Below are 23,090 nucleotides of genomic sequence, written 5' to 3'. Positions count from 1 at the left end.
TTCTCCGTTGCAGACCAGATGCCCGCGCGCCTTGCGCGGGCATTTTCGTTTTGGGGATGCGGTGATGCCGAGGCCGTTCACGACAAGGCTGTTGCACGACAACCTCTCGTCAAGGATTTACGGTTAAAACTTTGCTCAAGGGATCGACCACGCCGACAAGGCGGGCGACGGCAGACAGAGCAAACAGAGCTCACGCGGTACGGGCGTTTGTAGCGTGGTGCCGGAGTTAGCCGTTATGCGTGCGAAGCAGAGTATCCTTGGCCTCGTTTACCCGGGCAGCGAGATACGTCGAGCCCCCCTGGTCGGGATGGAGTTTCTTCATCAGGGACTTGTGGGCCCGGCTGATGTCGTCGCGCCCCGCCCCCGGCTGCAGGCCAAGGATCTGATAGGCTTCCTCCGTCGTCATTTTGCTGCTCGTCGCCGTGCGGCGCTGCCGCCCTGCCGCATCGCCCTGCGCGTTCTGACGCCAAGCGGGAAACCGGCGGTCCAGATAGCTTTCAAGTAAGGCCACGCTCTCGGCGTCGAACGTCGGGACCATCGCCAGCAGGCTGGCGAGATCGAACTCTTCGAGATTACGCCCGGCGTGAGGCCCCGCGACGATCTGGCCTGAAAGCTGGCCGGAGTCGTGGTCGAGCCGCATGTCCAGGAATTGCGAGCGCACCTGCGAGGCCTGCCCGGACGGGCGCGTCGCGGCGCCGCCGAACAGCCCTCCGACATTGCCGAAGCCGGCGTTCGCCAACGGCGTCCAGCCGAGCAGCCCCGCGCCAAAAATCCCGAGCGGGATCGCAACCGCCAGTTCGCCGCGCAAGCCCGTGAAGGCCGCGACAGCCAGCGCCAGCACGCCGCCGCCGAACTTGATGGTGCGCGCCAGCACCGCCGGATTGGCGGAACGAAACGTCTGGAGCAGCAGATAAAGCGTGATAACGGCGACAGCGCCGGCGATCAGGGTCATGGCCGGAATATAGTCGTCCTCTCGTCAAAAAGCATGGCGTCCATCGCCGCCGGCCTGATCGCTACTTCATCTGGCTGATCAGCGTCGCCGCGCCGCTCACGCTTCCAGCCAGCTTCAACAACGCTTCGCGTCCGCCGGCGGCATAGGCCGCAGCTGCCCGCAACAGCTCGCGCAACTGCGCCGCCGCACCGGGATCGAACCGGCACCAGGCACCGCCAGTCAGGCGCGCGATCTCGCGGAAGGCCCGCTCGGCGACCGCGTCATGCCCCTCCTGAAACACGAACACGGGCACCTTGAGCATGCCGAGCTCGCCGGCCTTGGCGCAGAGCTCGTCGATGTCTTCCTCCATGGCATCGCCGACGAAGACCACGGCCCGCACGCCGGATGCGACCGCCTCGCGGCGGGCCTCGCTCAGCACCTTGCCGATCTGGGTATCGCCGCCGCGGCAATCGATCTTGCTCATCAGCGTCGCCAGCTTGGCGCTGTCGGAGATCCAACCCGTCGCGCGGCACTCGTTGAAGCCGCGATAGTAGACCAAACGGATGTCGAGACTGCCGAGCGCCGCGGTTTCGCGAAACATGTCGGCCTGGAGCGCGCAGGCCATGTCCCAGGTCGGCTGCCGGCTCATCGTCGCATCCAGCGCAAAGATCAGCCGTCCCTTCGCGCCCGGTGCATGCGGTGACAGTGCCCGCGCCTTGGCGACGAAGGCGGCGATGTCTTCCGAAGTTGAGGTCCCAGCTTTCGGTAGCGCGCCGTCTGCTTGCGCCGAGACGGCATCGCGACCGCGCGGTTTGATGGGTTCGCCCGACATCGCTTGCACCCTGCGTGAAGGGCTAATGTGGTCAGCGCATGCGGCCCGGTCAATGCGCAAAGCCTCCGCGGGCGGCGCCGGCGGAGGCTTTGGACGATCGGTGCAGTCGAGTGGTGACGTCAGCTCTTGTATGTCAGCTCTTGTATATCAGCCCTTGGCAGGCGCCATCAGGGCGACCGGGCCAGGCTCGAGGATCTTGGGCGGCGACGATTGCGTGTCGACCGGCGCCACCTCGCTGTCGGTCGCGCTCAGGAACTTGTCGAGCATGCCCTGGATCGAGTTCTTGGCCACATCCGGACCGGTGTCGCGCATGTCGTTGTGCTGGAATTCGGTCTTCACGACCTGGATGCCCGCCTTCTCGCATTCCTCGTCGGTCGGGAGCACGCCTGCGTCGGTCTTGAACTGGGGATCCTGGGAGCGGAACGACAGGATCTTGAACTTGCCGGCGGTGACGAAGGGCACGCGCAGATTGTCGAGCGTGACGACCTTCTTGACCTCATCTGGATACTGCTTGGCGAAGTACATCGTGATGTCGCCGCCCATGGAGTGGCCGACCATCGTCACCTTGTCATAGTCGGCGTTGGGCTGAACCTTCTTCATCTCCTGCATGGCAAGATGGATGTTGGCGACGCCGCGCAGGATCTGCGGCAGCCGGCCGACATAGAGCTCGCCGGGCTTGGTCACCATCGGAGGATCGGTCGGCAAGTCATGCTGCGGGCTCACGACCATATAGCCGCGCGCAGCGAAGATGTTGGCGAGGAACCCGTACTCGGTGTTCTTGACGGTGTTGCCGTGGTTGATCACGGCGACCGGCAGCGTGATCATGCCGGCATTGGCCTGCATTTCCTTGTCGCGGCGCACCGCGATGTCGACGGGCACCGGTCGGTTGTCGCGCGAGGCATCGTAGAAGGTGATGGTCTCATGCTTGATCGCCCACTTGCTCGCCGTGAAATAGGCGACGCCGCAGAGGGCACTGACCGAAACCAGAACGGCAATTCCACGCTTCATTTTCGTCCTCAGCCTCAGGCGTTAGCAGCCTGAATCCCTGTTGAAAATCGTGTTCTTCCGGGGCTCTTCGGCCCCTTGTCGCCTATTCGCTAATATATGTCACAGGAGCGTGACAGGAAGGCTAAATGTTGTGAACCGGCAGCCCTTTCATTGTGCGTCGCACACATTTCGTGAGCACCCCATCCTCATACCGCTACGTCAGGGTGCAGGCCCCTATTCGACGCAACCGGTCTCGATCGGGTTCGATTTCGCAGGGGACGTAGGATGAAAACGCGCCGGGCGCCCGCCGGGTTCCCGCGGCAGGGAGTGGCCCGGATCGGCTGGAAGTAGCGTGGTACCGCGACGTCAGGCGCCGAGGATGTCGTGGACCTCGAGCGGCTTGTCGACTTGGCTGAACCACTCGGCCCGGTTGGCCGCGCGGCGGCGGCCGCGCTCGTCGAGCGGCAGCTTGAGCTGGCGGAGCAGGCTCGTCACTTCCTCCCGCGCGGTGAGATGGCCGAGATTGGGCCGCATGCCGAGCGTGGCCTCGTCGATCTCGTCGAGGGCGGTCAGCCCGCGCGGGAAAAATTCGCGGTAGACGACGCGTTCGGCAAAGCCGTCGACGTAGCGGAAGCCGAGCCGCAGCGACAGATCCTTCAACCCCTCGGCGACCAGCTGCTTGTTGCGGGAGCCGAGCATGGAGAGGCGGTTGCGCACGACGATCCAGTCGGTGGTCGCGCCGTCGAGCTGGCGGCGCTTGCGCCTGACGTCGCGCACCATCTCGGCATAGTGGCTCTCGCCCGTCACCGCGTAGCTCGCGGGGTCGACGGTGCCGAGCACGTCGAAATCGAGGAAGCTGTCGTTGATCGGTGTCACCAGGGTGTCGGCCATCGAATGGGCAAGCCGCATCAGATAGCTGTCGGTGCCGGGCGTATCGATCACGATGAAGTCGAAGCTGCTCTCGACCGCCGAGACCGCCTCCATGAACTGCTGGAACTCGGAATTCTCGTTCTCTGCGATCTGCATGGTCTCGCCGAGCCTGATGCAGCGATGCACCGGCAGTTCGAGGTCGAGCTTGGTGCGGCGGGCCCAGGCGACGCGGTTGTCGATATAGCGGGTGAAACTCTGCTGGCGGCAGTCGAGGTCGATGGTGGCGACGCGCTGGCCGGCCTTCAGGAGCGCGATGGCAATGTGCAAAGCGGTGGTCGATTTGCCGGAGCCGCCCTTCTCGTTGCCGAGCACGACGACATGCGCCGCGCCGGATTGGCCTTGGCTAGCCTGCACAAGCATGGCGATCCTCAACACCCCTAACGAATATCTTCGAGTTGGCCGTCTCTGCGGTCAAGTGAAATGCGTGACAGGTAATGCAAATCGCAGCGCGCCCTGCTTCATCATGAATCGCGGCGCGGTGCTTCGTCTGTGATCCAGCCCACAATGTCGCGACGTCCTGCGCCACCTTGCGCGGGATGCTGTGCCGCATCCGGATGCATGGCGTCCACGATCGCCGCTTGTTAAGGTTAGCCCGTCGGGCGCTACGCCCTCACCTTTCGCCGATTCCCAATCCGTCGAGTCCTGATGTCAGCAAGCCCATTGATCGCCCGCACGGTCCCCGCCCTGCGACGCGCCGTCGACAATCTCCGCAAGCGAAAGGCCACGGTCGCGCTGGTCCCGACCATGGGGGCCCTCCATGACGGGCATGTGTCGCTGGTCCGTCTTGCCAGGCGGCGCGCCAGCCGCGTCGTGGTGTCGATCTTCGTCAACCCGGCTCAGTTCGCCCCGACGGAGGATTTTGGCGCCTATCCGCGAACCTGGAAGGCCGACATCGCCAAGCTCGCCGCCGAGGACGTTGATATCGTCTGGCACCCCGGCGTCGAGGCCATGTATCCGGAGGGCTTTGCCACCCGCATCGTGCCGGAAGGGCCGGCGCTAGCCGGCCTCGAGGACCGCTTCCGCCCGCACTTCTTCGGCGGGGTCGCCACCGTCGTCGGCAAGCTGTTCACGCAGTGCCGGCCGGATGTTGCGATCTTCGGCGAAAAGGATTTTCAGCAGCTGCGGGTGGTGACACAGATGGCGCGCGACCTCGACCTCGGCGTCAAGGTCATCGGCTCCCGCACCGTGCGCGAGCGCGACGGGCTCGCGATGTCCTCGCGCAACGTCTACCTCTCGCCCGAGGAACGCCAGACCGCCACCGTCCTCTACCGCGCCATGAAAGAGAGCGCCGGGCGCATCCGTGCCGGCGATTCGATCGCGCCGGCGATGGCGGGCGGCGCGGAGATGATCAAGGCGGCCGGCCTGGTGCTCGACTATTACGAGGTCCGCCATGCCGAGACGCTGGCACCGGTCACCGCGCGCAAGGACGGCCCCCTGCGGATCCTGGTCGCGGCCAGGCTCGGCACCACCCGGCTGATCGACAATATCGCGGTTTAGAGCAAGCCGAGGTCACGCAGCTCGCGCCGCATCGGCTCCGGCATCGCCGCAATCGAGCCGGCCGCGGACTTGCCGAGATCGGCCGGCACGGAATCGTCGGTCAGATAGCGCCAGCCCTGGAACGGGCGCATCGGCCGCGGCGAGACCGAGATCACCTTCGGCTGCATCACGATCCGGCAGCGCCCGATGCCGTCCTTGTCGCGGAACGGCTCGATGCCGATGATCTTTTCGCGCGCGGCAATCTCGCCCTTGATCACCCAATAGAGCGAACCGCCGGCGAGGATTTCGGCGTCGCGCTTGGGCACCATGCGGGTGATGTGGATGTGATGTTGCGGCAGCCCCTTCTTCTTGGCGGTCTGCATCCGTTCGGCCACCCACTCCTTCAATTCCTTGACGGAGTCGCAACCGACGGCAAGCTTGATCAGATGGAGTGGCATGCCCAAGCATTAGCCGGGCCGCCGCGCATTTGGAATGCCGATCTACTCGTTATCCGCAGCCGCGGGAGCGGCCGTCGACGCCGGCGGGGGCGCGAGCGGAACCGGTGCAGCGGGAGCACGCGCAGCCTTTGGAGCCGGCGGCGGTTTCTTGGCGGCCGGCGCAGCTGATGACGCGGGCGCTGCGGCCTGTGCCGAGGCCGGCGCGCGCGGCGGAGCTGCATTTCCGGCCGGCGCCGCCTGGCGGGTCGCCGCACTGGGCGGCTCCGGATTCATGATGCTCACCGGCGGCGTCGACGAAGCGCTCGGGAACTCGGCATTGGTGGGCTTGCCCGTCGGCGCCGATGGCGGCAGCCCGGCAAGCGCAGCAGTGGCCGGCATCGCCGGCGCTGTTGCGGGCGTGTTCCAGGTCGGCGCATGGCGCGCGACCAGCGTGTCGTAGAGGTGGGAGTCCATGTTGGCGGCGACCTGCTGCTGGTCGGTCAGCGAGCGGAACGCGGCGCAATCGAACTGCGTGCAGCCGTCGCGCGCGACCAGCACATGCGCGACAAGGCCGTAGCGATCACGCTCGAGCGACTTGCGCAGCACCTTCATGTCGAGTGTCAGGCTCCTCTCGGCCGTGGCGGCGTCGCCGAGCGCGGTCAGCCGGTCGATCCTGGCGGCAGTGTAGGAGACGGCCGCGGCCGCAGCGTCAGGCGCGCCGAACAGCGCCTTCTCACAGCCGGCCGCGACGGCATCGCCGGCGAGATCGTCGAGACAGGACAGCGCCGGCAGGCTCGCGGTCACGGCACCTTGCGCGCGCGCTTCGGCTGGAGCGGACTGCGCTTCCGGTCCATAGACGCGCACGGTGGCAGCCCCGGCGATCGCGATGGACAGCAGCGTAATGACGGTCAGCGCCCCATTGGCGACCGATCTGTCGGCGCGCAGCAGCGTGATCACGAGAATCAATCCGAAGAATCCGGCAGCCGCCAGCGTCATCCACATCGGGAAGGCCGGCGAACGCCAGATTTGGTCGAGCGAAGTGGCCCATGCCCAGTTCATGCGCGACGTCCCCTCACGCGAGCAAAGAGCGGATGGTCAAGCGAGCACCGCGAGTCGGCAACTGCCCCCGCGCACCTTGCGAAGGTGAAGCGGGCCTTTTGACGGCGGCAGGACACAATTCCCCGATGGCACCAATGCGCGGGTGCAGTCAGCCTTCAGGAGAGCGCGAGCTGGCTTTCCTTGGCGACACGCTCGAAGGCTTCAGTCGAGCTCTTGATCCGGTACTGGCAGTCGTCACCTTCGGTCGGCAGCAGACGGATGACCTCATACGAGCCGCTGGCAGCCGGCCGCGCGATATTGCTGGCCGTGAACAGGACGCGCGTTCCCACGGGGAATTTGTGCTTCAACACCCTCTCCATTACTCAAACAGCGCCTGCCTCGCCCAGTGTCCCACTGCGATGGCCGGCCGGAAACCCGGGCCGCTGTATAGCACGCGTCCCGCCGTTTTGGCCAGCGCCATGCCAGCATGGCACGCGCTCAAATTTTGCAGCCATTTCAAAATGATAACGGGACAGCCGGCGGGCCGATGATACCATCGGAGTTGTCCGTTCTGCCGGCATGTCGCAGGCTGGTGTCGCAGTTCCCGGGTCCCCGGCCCTCGCCCATTGCCGGCCTTAAGGGCCGCCGGCTGCCACGCCGCCAACGGCCCGGCCGGACCGACGATCAGGCATCCTCGAACTTTGCGATCCGAAGCGTTTCGGCCAGCCCGTCGCGCGTCCATTCCTGGAATGCCGGCAACGCCATCATCGTCTCCATGTAGGCCCTGGTGTCCGGCGCCACCTCGATCGCATAGGTGCGGAAGCGGTGCACGACCGGCGCATACATGGCGTCCGCCGCGCCGAAGCGGCCGAACAGGAACGGCCCCTTCGCGCCGTAGCGGGTGCGGCACTCGCGCCAGATCTCCTCGATGCGTGCGATGTTGGCCTTGGCGTCCGCCGACAGCGCCACGGGGCGGATCGGCCGATGCAGGTTCATGCCGCATTCGTTGCGCAGGGCGGCGAAGCCGGAATGCATCTCGGCGCACACCGAACGGGCATGCGCGCGCGCAGCGACATCGTCGGGCCACAGCTTCACTTCCGGATAGCGCTCGGCGATGTATTCGATGATGGCAAGCGAATCCCACACCGTAACGTCGCCATCGACCAGCACGGGCACCTTGCCGGCGCGGCTGAAAGACAGGATCTGCTCCTTGTCCGCGGGATTGTCGGTGTAGAGCGGGATGAGCGTCTCCACGAACGGGATGTCGTTGGCGCGGAGCGCGAGCCAGGGCCGCATCGACCATGACGAGTAGTTCTTGTTGCCGATCGCGAGTTTCAGCGCAGCCATGTCATCAGTCCTTCCCGAGACGTCCTAGAGCGAGCTGCTTTTAGCGCCATCGCCTGCTGCCAATCAATCGTTGCTGCGCCCCGTCATGCGTGGCAATCGTTGCGGCCCTGGCCAGGAGACAGACATGAGCAGGCATTGGGTCGACATCGCCGCGGTCGGCTTCTTCATCATCGAATGGTTGGTCTACGCCCTGACGCTGGAGCACTCGGCCTATGGCCGCGACAGCCTGTCGGCGCGCATGAACCGCTATCGCGAGGTCTGGGTGCGCCGGCTGCTCGACCGCGAGACGCGCATGGTCGACATGCAGATCATGGCCTCGCTCCAGAGCGGCACCGCCTTCTTCGCCTCCACCAGCCTGTTCGCGATCGGCGGCGCGCTGGCGCTGCTCCACGCCACCAACGACGCGATCACGATTTTGAGCAAGCTGCCGATCGACCTCAGCACCCCGCCCGCCTTGTGGGAGCTGAAATGCGTCGGCCTGGTGCTGATCTGCGTCTATGCCTTCTTCAAGTTCGCCTGGGCCTACCGCCTGTTCAACTATGTCGCGATCCTGTTCGGCGGCATGCCACCGGCTGACCGGCGCGACACGCCGGAGGCCGAAGCCCATGTCATCCGCACCTCCCGCCTGTTCGAATCCGCCGGCCGCCATTTCAACCGCGGCCAGCGCGCCTTCTTCTTCGCGCTCGGCTATCTCGGCTGGTTCGTCAGCCCGTGGGTGCTGTTCGTGACCACCGCAGCCGTGGTGGTCGTAACCTGGCGGCGGCAGTTCGCGTCCAGTGCCTGGGCCGCGATGGCGCCGGAGGTGGATGGCGAAGAAGCGCGGAAGCGTGGTCATTGAGGCGCGTATCCCGGACAAGCTGCAACGCGTCAAGCGTTGCGGCGCAGAGCCGGGACCCAGGGCCACATGGTACGGCACAGATGGATGGGCCCCGGCTCTGCAGCGCATCGCACCGGACGATGCTTCGCATCGCCGGGGACGCTGCGCTGCGTCCGGGGCACGTGAGCGGCGTGGCGCGCGCGCAATGACGGAGTGTGAGGCGACGGCGCGTCCTCCAAGTATCACTGTCATTCTCCGCCTTGTGCGCAATCGCGCACTGGGGCGGGGAATCGAGTACGCTGCGGCCGCTCGGTTCAATCACAAACGTCTCGGAGTACTGGATCGCCCGGTCAAGCCGGGCGATGACAGCGAATGTGTGGCCGCAGACGTGCGTATTCATTCCCGCGGCTGATTTCGCCCGAGCTTTGCTTCATCTCGCCGCCCTCTTGTCCAAGAGGGCGCAGGGAAGACCGGGTGCTGACCTCGCACCCGCGGTCCGCTGCGCGAAAAGCACACGCAAGAAGACCGCACAGCAGCATACAGGTGTGGCCATCACTCGGCCTTCCCTGCGCGATGGTCGGACGGCTTATGCCGTGCTCTCCCGGGAGCCGAGTTCCTTCTGGCCTCCCTCGCCCTCACGAAATTCACCGGCACCCGCGCCGGTTGACGCGACTGCCGCCTCCGCAAGCGCTTAGCCGTAGCAACGACGGCCAGGACCACACGGTTTTGCCGTACGCACGGCCCGCCATTTCGCCGCAGTTTTCCCGACCCTGTCGACAAAGCCGGAAACTTACAGACGAGACGAAGCCTAGCAGCGCCGCTCGTCCGCACGAAGCCTTTGGGCTCACGGAGAGCAATCCGCCCTGCCCTTGACATCTCGCACACGACGCTGCCGCGTCCACCGCAAGCCCAGCTCGCGACAATGACGACCACATGATCGCCCCTCAAGAATGAGCCGGGATGGGCGACACATACGCCATTTCCGAATTTCGGTAAAGCGGAATATTTTGGCGCAAATGGGTTGACAGAGGGCGACACAGGCAACGATGCCGTAGCCCGGATGGAGCGCTACGACCCAAAATCCTTCGGACTGAACGGCAGGTCCAGCACCTTCCATTCCCCGTACAAATTGGCCGGCAGCATATTGTAGGGCTGGCAGCTCTGCAGCGCGCTCATTGCGGATTTGACGATGGCCACGCCCTTCGCGGACGGCGGCGCCTCGATCAGGATGGGCTCGCGCGCCAGCGTGCCGTCGGTGGCGAACACCGTGCGCAGCTTGACATGGACGTTATCGGTCGGCGCGACCCCGGCGGGCAGCTTGGCGCAGCTTCGCAAGTGACGACGAAGCGCGGCGATGACTTCGGCCGGCAGCTTGGCTGCGATCGAATCCTTGGCATCGCCGCCGTCGTCCTTGGGCGCGCCTTTCGGCTCGGGCGGCAATTCGGGCGGCAGGCCCAACATGACGCCGTATTTGACGGTGACGTCCGGCTGGGGCGCCTGATAGGCCGGCGGCGGCGCAGCCTGCTGCTGCGGCATCGCCTGAGGCGGCGGTTGCGGCATCGGCTGAGGCTGAGCTTGCTGCGGCGGCTGTTGCGGCTGCACGTCGGCCTCAGGCTGCTTCGAGGCCTGTGAGGGTTGCGGCTGTTTCTGCTGTGGCTCGGGCGAGGCCTGCGGTGACGGCGTTGGTGCAGCAGCCTGCTGCTTGGCCGCGGGCTTCGACGCTGCGTCCGCCTTGTCGGTGGCATCCAGCTTCGGCAGTTTCAGATCGGGAAGCGGCTCCGGCGGTTTCTCCTTCGCCTCTTCCTTCTCCTCGGCCTTGGCTTCCTCCTGCTTCACCTGCTCCGGCGTGACGATGTCGACAGTGACAGTCTCAGGCGGCGCAGCGTGAAACGGATGGACCTCGCTGATCACGATGATCAGCGCCACCAGCGTCAGATGAGCGATTGCCGACGCCGCAATATCCGTCCGTATGATCTTCCGCAGTTCCATCGACCGAACTTGGGTTGCCGTCGCGGTCCTAGCATACCCCGGGCCCCTCTCAATCCCATTTCGGGGCGAAGCCAAAGTCGGTCAGGCGTCCCCTGGGATTGGCGAGCGCGGCGATCCGGCTCATCTCGTCCTCCGACAGCTCGAAATCGAAGATCTCGATGTTCTCCGACAGGCGCTCGACGCGCGAGGTGCGCGGGATCGGAGCGACATTCTGCTGCACCAGCCAGCGCAGGCACACCTGCGCCGGCGTCTTGCGGTGGATGCGCCCGATCTCGGCCAGCGTCTGGTCGGTCTTGATGCGCCCCTTGGCAATCGGGCTGTAGGCGACCAGCGCGAGGCCGTGCTGGTCGCAGGCCGCCCTCACCTTCGCCTGGTCGAGATAAGGGTGATATTCAACCTGGTTGCAGACCAGCGGCTCCGGCGAGGCCGCCACCGCCTGCTCGATCAGCGCCACCGTGAAATTGGAGACGCCGATATGGCGGGTCAGCCCCATGCGCTTCGCATGCGACAGCGCGCCCAGCGTCTCCGCCAGCGGCACGTGGGGATTGGGCCAGTGCAGCAGCAACAGATCGACCGAGGGGAGCCGCAAACGGGCGAGGCTTTCTTTGACCGAGCGCTCGAGATCGTGGGGCGCGAAATGGTTGGTCCAGACCTTGGTCGTGAGGAAGACGTCGTCGCGGCGCACGCCGGAGGCGCGCAAGCCGTCGCCGACCTCGCGCTCATTGTCGTAGACCTGGGCGGTGTCGAGGTGGCGATAGCCGAGCCGCAGCGCCTGCTCGACCACGCGGGCGCAGGTGCGCCCTTCCAATTCCCAGGTCCCGAGCCCGATCGCCGGGATCCTTGCGCCATTGGCCTCGACGAACAGCATGAGGAATCCTCTCTGTTACGCAGCCCCGGTCGACATTATGGACCTCGTCCGCGATGGTTGCCAACGGACGTCAGTGCTATCGGGACGGATATTCAGGGCAATGCTAACAGGAGGTTCGCACCAGGCTTCAGGCCTTGACGTCACCCCTTGACGTCACGCCTTGACGTCACGCCTTGACGTCACGCCTTGGCGAGCGCCTGGAACACGGTGTCGGGCGCATGCGCGATCACCGCGAGCAGCGCGCGGGCCGGCCCCCGCGGAGCGCGCTTGCCCTGCTCCCAGTTGCGGATGGTCTCGACGGGCACGCCGAGCTTGGCGGCGAACTCCATCTGGGTCAGGCAGGCACGGCGCCGCAAGTCGCGCACCGCGAGCGGGCCGGTATCACCCGACGCGGCATTGGCCGCAGGCTGGACCGGAAATTCCTGCCCATCCCGTAATTCGACGATCCGTCCGTCCGCCTTCAGCCGCAACCGCATGCTCATTCCCCCAAGCACAGGCGATGATGCGGCAGGTCGCTTAAATTCGGATTAAAGATGATCGCCGCCGTCATTCCGGGGCGCGCGAAGCGCGAGCCCGGAATCCATCGTGCACCGGGGCACGCCGACAAATGGATTCCGGGCTCGCGCCAAGAGGCGCGCCCCGGAATGACCGCGGGGTGAAAGCTACTTCAGCCCGAACCAGAGCGTCGCAATCCCCAGGAAGGAAAAGAAGCCGACCACATCGGTCACGGTGGTCACGAAGGTGCCCGACGCCACCGCCGGGTCGGCCCGCACGCGCTCCAGCGCCATCGGGATCAGGATGCCGCCGAGCGCGCCGGCGACGAGGTTGCAGATGATGGCCAGCCCGATGACGATGCCGAGTCCCGGGATCTTGAACCAGGCGACCGCGGCAATGCCCGTGATCACGGCGAAGGCGAGCCCGTTGACGAGGCCGACCAGCGCCTCGCGCAGCACCACGCGCCAGGCATTGGAGGAGCCGAGCTCGCGCGTCGCCAGTGCCCGCACCGCCACCGTCATGGTCTGGGTCGCGGCATTGCCGCCCTGGCTCGCCACGATCGGCGCCAGCACCGCGAGCGCCACCATCTTTTCCAGCTGACCCTCGAACAGGCCGAGCACGGAGGACGCCAGGAACGCGGTGGCGAGGTTCACCAGCAGCCAGTTGAAACGGCCGCGCGCAATCGTCAGGACGGTGTCCGACAATTCTTCGTCGCTGGTGACGCCGCCGAGCGCCTTGAGGTCCTCGTCCGCCTCCTCCTCGATGACGTCGACGACGTCGTCCACGGTGATGACGCCGACGAGGCGGTCCTGGGTGTCGAGCACGGGTGCGGCGACGAGATTGTACTTGCCGAACATGCGCGCCACCTCTTCCTGGTCCTCCAGGACGGAGACGCGGCGGCGGTCCTCGTCGGTGAGCTCGGTCAGCGCCACCGGTCGGCGCGTGCGCAGGAGCACGTCGAGCGGCACCGCGCCCTGCCAGTGCTGGTCCTTGTCGACGACGTAGATCTCATAGAAGCGGTCGGGCAGATCCGGCGTCTCGCGCATGTAGTCGATCGCCTGGCCCACGGTGAAATCCTGGGGCACGGCGATGAACTCGGTCTGCATCCGGCGGCCCGCGGAGTTCTCCGGGTAGAGCAGGCTGCGTTCGAGCGCGACGCGCTCCTTGAGCGGCAGCTTCTCGAGGATCTCCTCCTGCTCCTCGGCGTCGAGGGTTTCCAGGAGCTCGACCGCATCGTCGGATTCGAGCTCGCGGACGCCCTCGGCGACCGTCTCCGGCGGCAGCTCCTCGAGGATCTCCTCGCGCACGGTCTCGTCGACCTCGTTCAGCGCCGAGAAGTCGAAATCACGGCCGGTGAGCTCGACCAGGCGGACGCGGTCATCAGGCTCGAGGGCGCCGATCAGATCGCCGAGATCGGCCTCGTGCAGCTCCGCGACGCAGGCACGCAGCGCCGCGCTGTCGCCGGCCTCGATCGCACGGGCAATTTCCTCGACGAATTCGTGACGAATTTCGCCGTCCTCATTGCGCATCGGCACGTGGTCGAGTACCGAATCAGAAGCGGTAGGGGCAACGTCCATATGTTCATCCATGGCGCGCCTCGCCGTTTGACAGGTTGGAACGAATGATCTGAGCTGACGGTCAGGCAATACCCACAAGGCAACTCGGAGCGCAATGACAAAGATGCTGCGACTGAGGTGGACCTCGACCATGGCGGGCGCGCTCGTCGCGACTGTCATTGGCATCGCCGCGACGGATGCCGCCGAGTGCACGCGCAAGGACGCGCTCGGCACCTCGCGCGTCCTCAGCGTCGATGCCAAGCCCTATCCGCGCGTCGGCGTGAAGAGCTTTCCGCAGCCGCTGCCGCTGGCCGATCGCGAGGTCGTGCTGACCTTCGACGCAGGGCCGAACCCGCCGACGACGTCGAAGGTGCTGGCGGCGCTGGCGCAGGAGTGCGTGCGCGCGACCTTTTTCCTGATCGGCCTGCACGCCTCGCAGCATCCCGACATGGTCAAGCGCATCGCCCGCGAAGGCCACACCGTCGGCCATCACAGCTTCTCGCATCCGCTCATGGCGCGGATCCCGTTCGAGAAGGCCATGGCCGACATCGACCGGGGCATCGCCGCAGACGAAATGGCGCTGCACGGAACCTCGACGACGCCACCCTCGACGCCGTTCTTCCGCTTTCCCTATTTCGAGTCGACACCAGCGCAGCTCGACCTGCTCCAGTCGCGCGGCATCGTTGTGTTCGGGGCCGATTTATGGGCCAGCGACTGGGAGGAGATGACGCCGGAGCAGCAATTGAAGCTCGTCACCGAGCGCCTCGCCGCGAGCGGCAAGGGCATCATCCTCTTCCACGACAACAAGGCGCGCACGGCCGCAATGATGCCGGCCTTCCTGCGGTATCTGAGGGAGAACCGCTATCGGGTCGTCCACATCGTACCGGCGGGCACATTGCAGAAGAACGCCGACGCGCATTGATGCCGGAATGTCACGCCGGCCCAAAATGGGTGATTTGGGACCCATTAACACTCTGTTCATGCTACGGCGTGCAAAGATGAGGGGCGGCTGCGGCTGAACCGTTTTGGGCCATCTCCGACCTATTTAGGCGCCAATTGCATGGGGGCAGACGAGGTTCATGATCGGAAGTAGCGTTGTTCTGCGGACGCGATCGTGGATCGTCCTTTGTCTGGGAATGCTGACCGTCGGTTCGCCGGCCGCGCTCGCGGCCGACTGCCCGGGCCATCCGGACGCCCTTGGCACCTCCCGCACGCTCGTTGTCGATCCGCGCGAGCATCCCCTGATCGGCACCATGCAGTACCGCGAGACGCTGCCGTTGAAGGATCATGAGGTCGTCCTCACCTTCGACGACGGTCCGATACCGAAATATTCCAACCAGGTGCTCAAGATCCTCGCCGACGAATGCATCAAGGCGACCTTCTTCATCGTCGGCAACCAGGCCAAGGCCAATCCGGAAGGCGTGCGCAAGCTGGTCGCGGCGGGGCACACCGTCGGCACGCACAGCATGGATCATCCGCTGACCTTCGACCGGATGCCGATCGAAAAGGCCGAGGCCGAGATCAACGGCGGCATCGAATGGACCTCGGCCGCGATGACCGATCCGTCCCAGCTCGCCCCGTTCTTCCGCATTCCCGGCCTGATGCGCGCCGAGGGCGTCGAGAACCACCTGATCTCGCGCGGCATCCAGGTCTGGAGCGCCGACTTCCCGGCGGACGACTGGCGGCACGTGTCGTCCGACCGCGTCTATCAGCTCGCGATCCAGCGGCTGGAGGCCAAGGGCAAGGGCATTTTGCTGCTGCACGACATCCAGGCCCGCACGGTGGCGGCGCTGCCGAAGATCATCCGCGACCTCAAGGCGCGCGGCTATCGCATCGTGCATGTGGTGCCTGCGACGGCCGAGCGGCCGGCGACGCCCACCACCCAGGTCGAATGGCTGCTGCATCCGCCATCCGAGACGACGCCGATCGCACGGTGGCCGCGCGTGCCGCATTTCGTTTTCGCGCAGACCCGGATGCTGCCGGCGCCCGCGGCTGCCGACCTCAATGCCCGGGGCGAGCATCAGCCGCTGCTGCCGCTCCGGACCAAGGGGCAGATGGACATCGCATCCACCCTGCCTGTGCCCAGCCGCGCGCTCTTTACGATCCCGGAAGGCTCGGTCGAGGTGCTGCTGTCCACGACCTTGTCGCGGCGTGCCGCGACGCGGCTGGCCATGGCGGCCGAGACGCCCCGCGCGGGCAAGGACAGGGCCGCAAACGGCAAGGCCGTCAAGCCACACCATCCCCGGACCGCGCATACGGCGCCGGCCGCCCCCAAGCATGCCGCTCAGGCCAAGACCACGACGCCCCGCCCGACCCGCGTTGCGACGAGCGTGAAGAAGCGCGCTTGAGCGGCTACTGCCGCATGATTGCGGCGACGCAGAGCAGCACGATCAGCGCCAGGAAAAACAGGTCCATATAGGACTTGAGCTCGCCATCGCGCCGCAGCCGCGCAACGTCGGCGACGACCTGCTTGCGCGCCGAGGTTCCGCCCGAACCGTCATTGATTGGAGCCTGAAGGCGCCTGGTCTCGGCCTCCAGCTTCTCGATCTTCTGGAAGAAGTAGAACGCGCGCAGCGTCGAGGCCGCGCGCATGGCGGCATAGACCAGCACCAGGATCGCGATGATCGCCCGGTTCTGATATTTCTCCATGAAGTTCAGGCTGAAATAGACCATCGCCATGAAGGCGAAGTTGGTGAAGAAGCGATAGACGAAGCTAAGAAAGACCATGCGCGCTCGAGCCTTGAGGGTAGCGCAATCGGATCGTTGCGCGTACGGGATCAGGGGCCAAACCGGAACAGCCGGCCTGGATGCCGTGCAGGCCCGTCTACGCCAAGTTTATTTCAACAAAGATACGATCGCCCCGCACCCGCCGCCTTTTAGCCACACGCGGCCATAATGCAAGCCGGCGCACGCCGCCGCTCTCCGTCGACGCCGGCAGCTGCAACGGCTCAATGGCGATTTGGCCGAAGTCGCGGTAGACTTGGGACCTGCCGCCACATCTGGGGTCTGCCGATGCCGAAAAAGGGAATCACGGGCCACGACGATTGGGTGCTGACCGAGGCGCTCGCAACCGCCCTGGTCGCGCTGGAGCAGCTCGAGCCGAAGCACCGGCCGAACGCGCATATGGACGACATCCGCAAGCTGCTCGCGAACGGCAAGGAGCCGGCGGCGGTGAGCCTGCACCTCGCGCAGGCCAAATGCCGCCTGTTTCCCGAGCTCGACCCGCTGGAGATCTACCGGGAATACGGCATCGGCGAGGAGTATGGCTAGGGCCCGCCCGCGACCGATCCCGCGATCACCATGACCAGCGCGCCGAGGTCGATCTTGCCGTTGACGGTCAGCTCCTCCGAGCGGCTCACTTCGTTCGCGCCCTGGACGCTGAGCGATTGCGGCCGGTCGGCGGCCTGACGCTGCAACTCGCCGACGATCGCTTCCTTGAGCTTGTCTTCCAGCATGGGCCCCTCCTCAGGCCGCCATCGCGCGGCAGGATTGGGCGCAGGAGCGGCACATCGCGACGCATTCGTCCATGCCGCCGACCCGCGCGCCTTGATGCTCCCCACTACGATTGTCCTCGTCTTGGGGAGACGGGCGCGCTCAGCCAGTCTGTCAGGCTCGAGGTCACTTCGTTCTGCTTGGCGCGTCGCAGCAGCATCTCGCGTTCCCTGCCGGGCGGCAGGGCGCGGGCGCGCTCGCGGGCGTTTTCGGCGAAGGCGGCCAACCGCTCCTGGAGCGATTGGGTCTGTTTCCTGCGGTTACGTTTGCCGGTCATTTGCATTATTTCGGATAATTCGCACGGAAGGAAATCGGCCCCGGCGGGGGATCGGGCGCTGGGGTTCAAGCTCTCTCGTCACTCAAGTCGCTTGCCGGTTGAGGCGGCCCAGCCCGGCAACGTTTGCAGCTTCCGCCGCAACAGCCGGTTCCGGCATTTCAATAAGTTAACGCTGCATGATTTTGCGCTCAGCGTCAGGCGCGCGACCACTCGATCCGGACTGCGCCGGAACCGAAATGCCGATTCGCATGTTCAAGAACGACTTGAAGGAGGATCATCATGGGAAGGCAAATCCCGCCTACAAGCGCCGCGCGCGCGAACGGTGGACGCCTGCGGACGTGAGCAAGTTGAAGCAACTCGCGAAAGGCAACACGCCGACCGGCGTGATGAGCATGAAGCTTCAGCGCCCGGTCGCGGCCATCCGCAGCAAGGCGCAACGCGAGGGGATTTCGCTAAGGCCCGTCAACCGCTCGCCCTATAGCCGGCGAACCAAAGCTGCGAAGCGGCGTTAGCGGCGGGCACCGCCGGCCCGGCAATCTAATCAGGCGGCTGCAGGCCCGGCGACCGCAGCCACTCGCTCATCTGGGATCCCGTCTCCGCCTGACGCGCCTTGCGCAACATCTCGTCGCGCGCAGCGCCGGGCGGAAGCGTGCTGGCTTCCTCGCGCAGCCGCTCCGCCTCGGCGGCCAGCCGCGCCTCCAGAGTGTCAACGTGCTTGAATCGATGTCGCGTCGTCATCAGGCGTTCTCCCTGGTGCATGAGGTCGAGCGCGCCATTGCGTTCTGACGTCCGATGGGTGCCGAGCCGCGCAGCCTCGCAGACGATCAACGTTGCGGAGGAGGAACGGTTGCTCATTTCTGCGAAAACACCGGACCTACGGTTCCTCGTTGTCCCGGCGCGCCTTGATCTCCGAGCGAAGCATGGCGCTGTCCATGATGGCCAAACGCAAATCGTTCACGGCTTCGCCGTAGCGACCCGCAGCCTGTCTGTGCTGCTCCCGGAGGGCGCGGCTCTCTTCGATAGCGCGTGTAGCGCGGGCAAGCAGGGCGTCAGGCATCAGCCATGATGCAACAGAGCTCAACAGCACGCTCTTGCATAAGTTACTCAAAACGCGCCAATCGCTAAAAAAGCTTCGCTGATTAACTTGGATCAAGCGATCACAACCGCTTCGGACCCCGCCTCAACCAATAACTGGTGGCCGGAACGGAATTGACCGGCAGATCCCCTGATTTCCTTGGCCGAAGCGCCGCGGCACGTGTATGGTCACTTCATCACCGGCTAAGGTCCTGCCGTAGGCGCCGGTGGCTGAGAGACCAGTGGTGCTCCCGCCTGCATGTTCAGGGGAGCGCCTGATGGCGAAGCAGACTCATTATCCATTGCAGTCCGATGAGAAGCACATGGAGCAGGTTCGCAAGGCCATCCGTGAGTCGTGGGAGGTATTGACGCTTCCCCGACCCGATACATTTCTCGGCCGACGAACTCACGCGCCTTTTCCAAGCGAACAAGGTGATGGTGCGCAGGACGGGCAGCTTCGCAAAGCGCGATGATCGCAAGAGGGGCACCTCCCGTTCCGGCGGGATGTCACCGACGAAGCGCGTCCCGAGCGAAGCACGGCCGGCTTCATCGCGTCGCTTCAGCCCTTCGATAGAGTTGCAGATAGCTCGGCGAGTATAGGGCCGCGTTCTTGAGCGCATCGAGGTCTGGGATGGTCAGCATCCGCTCGCGCAGGATGATCAGCCCCGCCGCGCGCAGCTCCTGAAGAGTCCGATTGAGGTGAACGATGGACAATCCCGTGGCATCCGCGAGATCCATTTGCGTCACCGGCATGACGCAGGAATTGCCGTCGACCATTCCCACGGCGCGAAGCCGCTCGAACGTTTCGCAGAACAGATGGGCCACGCGCTCGACCGCCACGCGACGACCGAGATTGATCGCCCATTCGCGTTGGATGGCGATGTTGACGAGGGTCTCGCACCAGAACGCCTCCGCGAGCGAACGTTCGCCTGCCAGCAGGCTCTCGAAGCGCGCGCGCTTGATCTCGCTGTAGATCACCGGCGTCACCGTCGCGATGGAATGATCCATCACCGGGAGCAGGAACGCATGCGCGTCGCAACTCTCGCCCGGAAAGATGAAATTGACGATTTGCCGCCGCCCGTCCTCGAGCGTCTTGTAGCGGCAGAGCCAGCCCGACAGCACGACGCGGACGCTGTCGACGGGGTCGCCCTCGGAGATCAGGTCCTCGCCCGATCCGACACGCTGGAGGCCTTCGAGCATGGCATATTCGAGCGATGCGCGGGCCTCGGTCGACAACGGCCTCAGCGCACTCAGCCGGCGAATGACCGGCTCGAGGACGCTACGATCGACCGTCGACAACGGCATCAGGCGGCCACCACCGGTGTGTGGAAGGCGCGCTTGCTCAGGGGGATGCTGATTGTGCATTGCAGCCCGGCAGGGTTGAATGTCATTGTCGTCTGCCCCTTCAACTCGAACGCCAGCGTACGCTCCAGAAGTTCGGTACCAAATCCTTTTCGCGGCCTCGGGGTCACGGGCGGCCCGCCGCGCTCGCGCCATTCGAACACCAGCTCCGCCGGCTCGACGCTCTCATCGACGCGCCAGGTCACTTCGATGCGACCGGTCGGCTGGCTCAGGGCGCCGTATTTGAGCGCATTGGTCGCGAGCTCGTGGATCGCGAGTGCGAAGGTTTCCGCCGCCTTGGGCTGGAAGCGCACCTTCGGCCCGGAGACACGCATCTGCTCGCCTTCGCGGGCATTGTAGGCAAGCAGCTCTTCAATCACGAGATATTCGAGATCGACGCCGCCTTCGGGATCGCGGGTGACCAGCGCCTGGGTGCGGGCGAAGGCGTTGAGACGGCCGTCGAGATGAGAGGCATATTCCTCCACGGTAGAGCTCGTTTCCGCCGAGCGGCGGGACATCGACCGCACCACACCGAGCGTGTTGCGAACGCGGTGCTGGAGCTCTGCCAGCAGCAGGCGCTGGCGCTCCTCGGCGCGAGTGATCGCGGTGACGTCAATGAAGGTGATGACGACGCCCGCGATGAAATTGTCGATGCTGCGGTACGGCAGGATACGCACGATGAAACGGGTGCCGCTGTCCGGCGCGCTCAGCTCCCGCTCGATGCTTGCCAGCGTGCGCAGCACGCGGCGGACGTCGTCATAGAGCTCCTCGATCGGGATGCGCGCCTTGATATGGCTGATCGGCCGGCCGGTATCGGTTTCGACGAGATGCAGGAGCTGCGTGATCGCGGGCGTGAAGTTCATCACGCGCAGATCATTGTCGAGGAATACCGTTGCGATCTGCGTACTCTCGAGGAAATTCTTGAGGTCGCTGGTGGCGCGCGTCAATTCCTGGACACGATGGGACAGCTCGCCGTTGACGGTGGTCAGCTCCTCGTTGACCGACTGCAATTCCTCGCGCGAGGTCTCCAGCTCCTCGTTGGCGGACTGAAGCTCCTCGTTGAGCGACTGGTACTCCTCGTTTGAGGATTTCAGCTCCTCGTTGGTGCTCTCCAGCTCCTCGATCGTCGCCTGAAGGCGCTCGCGCGTGGCGCGCAGATCGTTTTCGAGGCGCTCGACATGCTCGGTGCGGACCAGCGCGCTCGGATTGCCCTGATCGACCTCGATCGTGCGGACCGGGCCATCCTTGAACAGCACGACGAAATTGCGGTGACCGCCCGCGCCGTCCTGGACCGGCTCGACCGTGATGTCGACCAGGACACGGTGACCGTTCACCCCGAGCTGCACCTGCTCGGCATGGACGGGCTCGTTGGTTTCGACCGTGCGGCTGAGCGCGGTGCGCAATTCCAGGCGGAGATCGCGGTGCACGAGCTGAAGCAGGTCGAGCGAGGCGGCACCCGCCGTCGGCTCGATATAGCGGCCGGTGCGCCCCGAGAAGTGCAGAATCTGGAAGTTGTCGTCGGTGATGACGTAGGCCGGCGCATAGCGCTCTGCGATGCGCTGGGCGCGCCGCTCCAGGCCGACGTCGGGACCGAACGAGCGCATCGCCGGCACTTCGACCGGCGCCCTGCCCGCCACGGTCGTGATCGGAAATTCCGGCGGCAGCCGCGTTCCGGTTTCCAGCTTCTTGAAGATGCGCGCCCGGCGGTCGACCGGCGCGAACAGCTTCGGGTGCCGCGTCACGTTCTCGGAATTGCCGAGGAACAGGTAGCGGTCCGGCAGCAACGCGAAGTGGAACAGCGGGATCACCCGGTTCTGCAGCTCGGCATTGAGATAGATCAGCAGATTGCGGCAGGAGACGAGGTCGAGCTTGGAGAACGGCGCGTCCTTGATGACGTTGTGCTGCGAGAAGATGCACATCTCGCGCAGCTCCTTCACCACGCAATAGGTGTCGCCTTCCCGGACGAACCAGCGCGCCAGGCGCTCGCCGATCATGTCCGCTTCGATATTGGTGCGGTAGCGGCCGACGCGCGCGGTGGCAAGCGCCCGTCCGTCGATGTCGGTGGCGAAGATCTGGACCTGCGGCGCCGACTCCATCCGCGTCATATGCTCGCGCAGGAGGATCCCGATCGAATAGGCCTCCTCGCCGGTGGCGCAGCCGAGCACCCAGATGCGCACCTGCTGGCCGGCGCTCTTGCCCTCGAAGATCTTCGGGATGACCTGGGTTTCCAGCACCTCGAATTCGCGCTTGTCGCGGAAGAACTCGGTAACGCCGATCAGCAGGTCGTTGAAGAGGTGCTGGGCCTCGTCCTTGTCGTTCCGCAAGTAATCGACATAGGCAGGAATCTCGTCGATCTGGACCACTTGCATCCGCCGCTGCACGCGGCGCAGGAAGGTGTTCTGCTTGTAGCCGTGGAAATCATTGCCGGTCTTGGCGCGCAGGATGTCGGCAATGCGCGACAGCGAGGACGCGGCCGCAGCGAGCACCTCGTCAAAGCCCTGCTTCTCCTCCATGCGCCTGAGATGACGGGCATAGACCTGGATGTGCTCGGGGATATCCTCCGGCGGCAGCACATAGTCGGCGATGGCGGCGGGCGTGTTGCCGTTGCGCAGATGCTCAGCCTCATCCCGGCTCGTCACCCTTTCGGCGATGGCGAGGCCGCCGTGATCCTTGAGCGTCGCCGTGCCGAGCGTGCCGTCACCGCCGGTGCCGGCCAGGATGACGCCGATGGATTGCTCGGCGCGCTCCTCAGCCAGCGAGACCAGGAAGCTGTCGATCGTGGCGCGCTCGCCGGGCGCCTGCTCGGCCTTGCGGATCGCGAACCGGTTGTTCTGGATCGTGGTGATCATCGCCGGCGGGCACAGATAGATCATGCCGCCTTCGATCGTGTGGCCGTCACCGATATCGGCGACCTTGCCGCCATTGGACGCCTGCACGATCCCGCGCAGCCGCGGCTCGTCGAAAGGCTCATGATGCTGAAGCGCCAGCACGATGGCCTGATCGGCGGCTACGGTCAGCTTGGCAAAGAAGCGCTCGATGCTGTCCAGCGCACCGGGCGAGGCGCCTACTCCTATGATCAGCGGAGTCTTGATCTGGCGCTCTCCTTGGACCGGCTGGTCGCCGACGTCGTGCATGGCTCTGGTGGCTCTCGTTCGCTCGCCGGGACCGACAGGCGCCCGGCTCCTGCAAATAGCAGAAATCAA

General features: G+C 65.4%; 26 protein-coding genes. 7 read left to right on the top strand and 19 right to left on the bottom strand.

The features are described 5' to 3' along the window. Positions 1–226: 226 nt before the first annotated feature. The 4 genes from CVM73_RS16965 to CVM73_RS16950 form a co-directional block, all read right to left on the bottom strand. A complete protein-coding gene (locus CVM73_RS16965; protein ID WP_100233087.1) occupies positions 227–952 on the bottom strand; it encodes a DnaJ domain-containing protein in 726 nt (241 codons plus the stop codon). Between the two features lie 61 nt (positions 953–1,013). Then, entirely contained in the window at positions 1,014–1,763 is a 750-nt protein-coding gene (locus tag CVM73_RS16960; protein ID WP_100233086.1) for a vWA domain-containing protein, read from the bottom strand. Between the two features lie 147 nt (positions 1,764–1,910). Next, positions 1,911–2,771, bottom strand: coding sequence for an alpha/beta fold hydrolase (locus CVM73_RS16955; RefSeq protein WP_100233085.1), 861 nt, complete (start codon positions 2,769–2,771; stop codon positions 1,911–1,913). Between the two features lie 345 nt (positions 2,772–3,116). Further along, a complete protein-coding gene (locus CVM73_RS16950) occupies positions 3,117–4,040 on the bottom strand; it encodes a division plane positioning ATPase MipZ (protein ID WP_100233084.1) in 924 nt (307 codons plus the stop codon). A gap of 285 nt (positions 4,041–4,325) precedes the next feature. Between CVM73_RS16950 and panC the strand changes: the two genes are divergently transcribed. Beyond that, entirely contained in the window at positions 4,326–5,177 is an 852-nt protein-coding gene (gene panC, locus CVM73_RS16945; protein ID WP_100233083.1) for a pantoate--beta-alanine ligase, read from the top strand. Here panC and CVM73_RS16940 read toward each other — a convergent pair. The 4 genes from CVM73_RS16940 to CVM73_RS16925 form a co-directional block, all read right to left on the bottom strand. Further along, a complete protein-coding gene (locus CVM73_RS16940; RefSeq protein WP_036015220.1) occupies positions 5,174–5,614 on the bottom strand; it encodes a DUF1489 family protein in 441 nt (146 codons plus the stop codon). The two genes, panC and CVM73_RS16940, sit on opposite strands and share 4 nt — an antisense overlap. Positions 5,615–5,656: 42 nt before the next feature. Continuing rightward, the gene (locus CVM73_RS16935) at positions 5,657–6,652 is read right to left on the bottom strand and encodes a hypothetical protein (RefSeq protein ID WP_100233082.1); all 996 of its coding nucleotides are present in this window, start codon (positions 6,650–6,652) and stop codon (positions 5,657–5,659) included. 155 nt (positions 6,653–6,807) lie between these two features. Beyond that, on the bottom strand, positions 6,808–7,011 hold the full coding sequence (locus CVM73_RS16930; protein ID WP_100233081.1) for a hypothetical protein: 204 nt from the start codon (positions 7,009–7,011) through the stop codon (positions 6,808–6,810). 304 nt (positions 7,012–7,315) lie between these two features. Further along, positions 7,316–7,978: a glutathione S-transferase family protein gene (locus tag CVM73_RS16925; protein ID WP_100233080.1), complete on the bottom strand. Its 663-nt coding sequence runs from the start codon at positions 7,976–7,978 to the stop codon at positions 7,316–7,318. Between the two features lie 124 nt (positions 7,979–8,102). On the opposite strand from CVM73_RS16925, the gene CVM73_RS16920 reads away from it, so the two are divergent. Continuing rightward, a complete protein-coding gene (locus CVM73_RS16920) occupies positions 8,103–8,816 on the top strand; it encodes a DUF599 domain-containing protein (protein WP_100233079.1) in 714 nt (237 codons plus the stop codon). A gap of 1,047 nt (positions 8,817–9,863) precedes the next feature. Here CVM73_RS16920 and CVM73_RS16905 read toward each other — a convergent pair. The 4 genes from CVM73_RS16905 to mgtE all read right to left on the bottom strand — a co-directional run bounded on the left by CVM73_RS16905 (position 9,864) and on the right by mgtE (position 13,736). After that, positions 9,864–10,784: a hypothetical protein gene (locus tag CVM73_RS16905; protein WP_100233077.1), complete on the bottom strand. Its 921-nt coding sequence runs from the start codon at positions 10,782–10,784 to the stop codon at positions 9,864–9,866. A gap of 49 nt (positions 10,785–10,833) precedes the next feature. Continuing rightward, a complete protein-coding gene (locus CVM73_RS16900) occupies positions 10,834–11,652 on the bottom strand; it encodes an aldo/keto reductase (protein WP_100233076.1) in 819 nt (272 codons plus the stop codon). Positions 11,653–11,831: 179 nt separating this feature from the next. Beyond that, complete coding sequence (locus tag CVM73_RS16895; RefSeq protein WP_100233075.1) at positions 11,832–12,134, bottom strand: helix-turn-helix domain-containing protein; 303 nt, start codon at positions 12,132–12,134, stop codon at positions 11,832–11,834. A gap of 180 nt (positions 12,135–12,314) precedes the next feature. Then, on the bottom strand, positions 12,315–13,736 hold the full coding sequence (mgtE, locus tag CVM73_RS16890; protein WP_100233074.1) for a magnesium transporter: 1,422 nt from the start codon (positions 13,734–13,736) through the stop codon (positions 12,315–12,317). Between the two features lie 82 nt (positions 13,737–13,818). On the opposite strand from mgtE, the gene CVM73_RS16885 reads away from it, so the two are divergent. Together CVM73_RS16885 and CVM73_RS16880 are read left to right on the top strand one after the other, a co-directional pair. Continuing rightward, the gene (locus CVM73_RS16885) at positions 13,819–14,625 is read left to right on the top strand and encodes a polysaccharide deacetylase family protein (RefSeq protein ID WP_100233073.1); all 807 of its coding nucleotides are present in this window, start codon (positions 13,819–13,821) and stop codon (positions 14,623–14,625) included. A gap of 157 nt (positions 14,626–14,782) precedes the next feature. Further along, complete coding sequence (locus CVM73_RS16880) at positions 14,783–16,051, top strand: polysaccharide deacetylase family protein (protein WP_100233072.1); 1,269 nt, start codon at positions 14,783–14,785, stop codon at positions 16,049–16,051. Between the two features lie 4 nt (positions 16,052–16,055). Here the strand turns inward: CVM73_RS16880 and CVM73_RS16875 are convergent, their stop codons facing one another. Beyond that, positions 16,056–16,430, bottom strand: a complete 375-nt coding sequence (locus tag CVM73_RS16875; protein WP_100233071.1) for a hypothetical protein — start codon at positions 16,428–16,430, stop codon at positions 16,056–16,058. Positions 16,431–16,715: 285 nt separating this feature from the next. Here CVM73_RS16875 and CVM73_RS40335 point away from each other — a divergent pair, with 285 nt between their 5' ends. Then, on the top strand, positions 16,716–16,973 hold the full coding sequence (locus tag CVM73_RS40335) for a hypothetical protein (protein WP_208639213.1): 258 nt from the start codon (positions 16,716–16,718) through the stop codon (positions 16,971–16,973). Here the strand turns inward: CVM73_RS40335 and CVM73_RS16865 are convergent. Further along, a complete protein-coding gene (locus CVM73_RS16865; protein WP_100233070.1) occupies positions 16,970–17,158 on the bottom strand; it encodes a hypothetical protein in 189 nt (62 codons plus the stop codon). The genes CVM73_RS40335 and CVM73_RS16865 overlap by 4 nt on opposite strands. Positions 17,159–17,262: 104 nt before the next feature. Continuing rightward, on the bottom strand, positions 17,263–17,472 hold the full coding sequence (locus tag CVM73_RS16855) for a hypothetical protein (RefSeq protein ID WP_100233137.1): 210 nt from the start codon (positions 17,470–17,472) through the stop codon (positions 17,263–17,265). 236 nt (positions 17,473–17,708) lie between these two features. Between CVM73_RS16855 and CVM73_RS16850 the strand changes: the two genes are divergently transcribed. Further along, complete coding sequence (locus tag CVM73_RS16850; RefSeq protein WP_100233136.1) at positions 17,709–17,984, top strand: hypothetical protein; 276 nt, start codon at positions 17,709–17,711, stop codon at positions 17,982–17,984. A 25-nt stretch (positions 17,985–18,009) separates the two neighbouring features. Here CVM73_RS16850 and CVM73_RS41745 read toward each other — a convergent pair whose 3' ends face one another. Continuing rightward, on the bottom strand, positions 18,010–18,327 hold the full coding sequence (locus CVM73_RS41745) for a hypothetical protein (RefSeq protein ID WP_430641304.1): 318 nt from the start codon (positions 18,325–18,327) through the stop codon (positions 18,010–18,012). A gap of 19 nt (positions 18,328–18,346) precedes the next feature. After that, a complete protein-coding gene (locus tag CVM73_RS16840) occupies positions 18,347–18,553 on the bottom strand; it encodes a hypothetical protein (RefSeq protein WP_245452316.1) in 207 nt (68 codons plus the stop codon). Between the two features lie 271 nt (positions 18,554–18,824). On the opposite strand from CVM73_RS16840, the gene CVM73_RS16835 reads away from it, so the two are divergent. Next, entirely contained in the window at positions 18,825–19,019 is a 195-nt protein-coding gene (locus CVM73_RS16835) for a hypothetical protein (protein ID WP_100233069.1), read from the top strand. 73 nt (positions 19,020–19,092) lie between these two features. On the opposite strand, the gene CVM73_RS16830 is transcribed toward CVM73_RS16835, so the two are convergent. Further along, on the bottom strand, positions 19,093–19,851 hold the full coding sequence (locus CVM73_RS16830; protein WP_100233068.1) for a Crp/Fnr family transcriptional regulator: 759 nt from the start codon (positions 19,849–19,851) through the stop codon (positions 19,093–19,095). Then, positions 19,851–23,021 (bottom strand): CheR family methyltransferase, encoded by a 3,171-nt coding sequence (locus CVM73_RS16825; RefSeq protein ID WP_100233067.1) that lies wholly within the window; start codon positions 23,019–23,021, stop codon positions 19,851–19,853. The genes CVM73_RS16830 and CVM73_RS16825 overlap by 1 nt, the downstream gene beginning before the upstream one ends. Between the last annotated feature and the right edge of the window lie 69 nt (positions 23,022–23,090).

Origin of the sequence: Bradyrhizobium forestalis (assembly GCF_002795245.1) — a bacterium.
GTDB lineage: Bacteria > Pseudomonadota > Alphaproteobacteria > Rhizobiales > Xanthobacteraceae > Bradyrhizobium > Bradyrhizobium forestalis.
Note: the sequence above shows the minus strand (reverse complement) of the source record. Positions and strands in the feature narration are given on the sequence as shown.